The organism is Nitrosomonas sp. GH22 (assembly GCF_009833115.1).
Lineage (GTDB): Bacteria > Pseudomonadota > Gammaproteobacteria > Burkholderiales > Nitrosomonadaceae > Nitrosomonas > Nitrosomonas eutropha.
Genome location: NZ_QRCA01000068.1, coordinates 1 through 1,750, shown reverse-complemented (window position 1 = coordinate 1,750; position 1,750 = coordinate 1). Strand labels below are relative to the sequence as shown.

Annotated in this window: 3 protein-coding genes and 1 pseudogene; 1 reads left to right on the top strand and 3 read right to left on the bottom strand. The window is 42.9% G+C overall.

From position 1 onward, the window contains the following. The coding region (locus ABF86_RS12275; protein WP_160803653.1) for a transposase at window positions 1-209 on the bottom strand (209 nt) is incomplete at its 3' end. 408 nt (window positions 210-617) lie between these two features. Here ABF86_RS12275 and ABF86_RS13030 point away from each other — a divergent pair. Then, entirely contained in the window at window positions 618-1,067 is a 450-nt protein-coding gene (locus ABF86_RS13030) for a hypothetical protein (RefSeq protein ID WP_240142342.1), read from the top strand. 200 nt (window positions 1,068-1,267) lie between these two features. Here the strand turns inward: ABF86_RS13030 and ABF86_RS13025 are convergent. Together ABF86_RS13025 and ABF86_RS12265 are read right to left on the bottom strand one after the other, a co-directional pair. Further along, a pseudogene (locus tag ABF86_RS13025) lies at window positions 1,268-1,459 on the bottom strand (hypothetical protein); the annotation flags it as partial. Window positions 1,460-1,486: 27 nt separating this feature from the next. After that, the coding region (locus ABF86_RS12265) for an IS3 family transposase (protein ID WP_160803389.1) at window positions 1,487-1,750 on the bottom strand (264 nt) is incomplete at its 5' end.

Sequence of the window (1,750 nt, the reverse complement as noted above, 5' to 3'; positions counted from 1 at the left end):
GTGTCTCGTCGGCTCGGACACCGGTCTCGCAAGCCGGTATCAGTCTCGTGTTTGCGCACCCATTCAAGCAATGTGTGGGCTGAACAGCCGATCTTCGGCGCAATGGATTCAATCGTCGACCACAGCGAGGGATACTCACTGCGGTGTTCCTGCACCAGACGGACTGCGCGCGCTCTTACTTCGGGGGAATATTTATTTGATTTGTTCATGGCTCCATCTTCTCAGATATTGAAGCCTCCTCAAAACCCGGGGCGGTTCAACTAATAGTATTCGTTGAAGGCAAAGATGACAAAGAGTATCTCAAAAAGCTTAATTCTAAGATTAAACAGGTTACCAATCCAATTGGATGTGTAACAAAAGTAGTTTTTTTCCCGCTGAGAGGAAAAGACAACATCCTCCAAAAGATTGAATATAATAAAAGAACTCTAAATTCAATTCTGAAAGGTAAATCATGGCATGTCTTATTTGATCGTGATTTTTCAACAAATGACATTGATAACAAGCTTAGACAGAAAATGCAGTCGAAAGGGTACACTCCATACAGTCACACAGGCTACTGCATAGAATCAGTATTATTTTCAGATATCAGTATATTAAAAAGATATTTGTGTTCTCTTGTGCCAAACATTAACGAGCGCGACCTTTCAGAACACATTGATGCTTTGATAACCGAACTAAGTAAGAGTGCTAAAGATACTGACTCTCCGATCAACAAAGAAATCGAGATTAACTTTAAGGGGCAGAAAAAAAATAGGCCAGAATTCGAGACTCTTCAATTTATAGATGTTGTTAGATCATGGAGCGAAAACGGCGAGTTCAAACCTGAGCTAGTAATGTCAAAACCTTTGATTCAAAAATTCGTGACTGATTTAGAGAAACGAATTGATGTTTCTCTAATTTTACGAAACTCAAACGCAGCGGATGAAGTAGCATCAAAGTTATTAAATCAATATTTTGACTTTATTCAAACACTTGACGACTTGTTTCCTTCATTTCGTTACTTAATGGAGCAGCTTGAAGTATTATCTAAAAATCAAACCGGATCAACCCAGCAAAACATTATTTGATAGAAAATGATCGGTAGCTTTAAGCATAGATGGATAAAAAATTTATATTATCCGACCTGAACAGTTGAATTCCGGTTCAGCCTGGACACGCATTCTTGAGCAAATAAGACACTGATTCCACGGCAAACACATGGTCTCGGGAGCGGTTAGCTGGTTTCCGCGCTCAACGAAGAGGCGGACGCAACACCGGCATCTCGTTCCTAGTCGCCTCCATTTACGCGGCTAAACCGCGGGAAGAGCAGCTTTACGCCGTCTGGCCGCAGTTCTCCCTTGGGCGACACATGCCGGTACAACGTTTGCCTAGTCACGCCGAGTTCCTGGCACAAATCACTCACCTTCGTTTCTGGCTGACCCATTGCCGCCATAGCCCATCGGAGTTTGGGAGTAGTAACGTGGTCAAGTAAAATCGGACACCTCAGTTAAGCTGCTTTTATCGATTTTGCTGCTTCTGCTTCATATTGATTCGGACTTTTGTAATCCAGGTATGAATGCAGTCTTTGGTTATTATAAAACACGGCGATATACTGCAAAATATCCTGCTGTGCTGCATGGCGGGTTTGGTAATGCCGCCATTGGCAGCGTTCCTGCTTGAGGCTGCCAAAGAAACTTTCCGCAACCGCATTATCCCAACAATTTCCCAGACGACTCATGCTGCCAATAAAACCGTATGCTTTCAGTAGATT